This is a genomic window from Nocardia nova, from assembly GCF_002933465.1.
Classification (GTDB): Bacteria; Actinomycetota; Actinomycetes; order Mycobacteriales; family Mycobacteriaceae; genus Nocardia; species Nocardia nova_B.
The window spans coordinates 1-967 of sequence record NZ_PSZE01000094.1 but is presented as its reverse complement, the minus strand read 5'-3'; the positions used below and the strand labels follow the sequence as shown (position 1 = coordinate 967).

General features: G+C 67.6%; 1 protein-coding gene. It reads right to left on the bottom strand.

Annotated features, from left to right (window positions below):
- A partial coding sequence (locus tag C5E41_RS32980) for an acyl-CoA dehydrogenase family protein (RefSeq protein ID WP_104379560.1) occupies window positions 1–967 on the bottom strand: 967 nt, incomplete at both ends.

Genomic DNA, 967 nt, shown 5'->3' with positions numbered 1-967 from the left:
TGTTTGGCGAGGTCGCCGTAGAAGAGTTTGAGCATCGATCCCTTCGGCCCGGGCGTCTCGGTCTGCATGGCCCGGCAGATGCCGGCATAGGTCATGGCCCGCAGCGAGGTGACCGAGGCGCGGGCGGTGGCGAGGCGGCGGGCGATCTCGTCGTCGAGGATCGCCGGCCGCTTACCGTCGGGCCCGACGTGATCGCGGGCGAATTCGATCAGGTCCTCGACGACCTTGGACAGGCGCACCTGATTGGCGGTGAAGGCGGTGCCGCGCTCGAACGACAGCGTCGACATGGCCACGCTCCACCCGTCCCCGACCTCACCGACCACATTCGAGACCGGGATTCGCACATTGTCGTAGAACACCTCGCAGAAGTCGGCGCCGCCCTCGATCGTCTCGATGGCGCGGACCTTGATGCCCGGACTGTGCATATCGCAGATCAGCCAGGTGATGCCCTGGTGTTTGGATCCCGAGGCATCGGTGCGCACGAGCAGCTCCTGATAGTCGGCGCAGGCAGCGAAGCTGGTCCAGATCTTCTGGCCGTTGACCACGAACTCGTCGCCGTCGAGTACCGCCCTGGTGCGCAACGCCGCCAGGTCCGAACCCGCGTCGGGCTCGGAGAATCCCTGGCACCACACCACCTCGCCGCGCAGAATCTTGGGCAGATGGAACTGCTTGTGCTCCTCGGCGGCGCGGGTGATCAGGGTGGGGCCCGCGTGGCTGAGGCCGACGAAGTTGGCATCGATGCCGGGCAGCCCCGCCGCTGCGTATTCCTCGTACCAGATGAGCTGTTGCAACAGCGTCAGGCCGCCGCCGCCGTACTCGCGGGGCCAGGCGATTCCAGCCCAGCCGCCGTCCCACTGGGTGCGCTGCCAGGCCAGATCGAATTCCCGGATGCCCGCGTGATCGCGGGGCCGCGGCTCGGTGGGCTTGTGCTCGCGCAGCCACGTGCGGACCTCCTCGCGGAACTCCA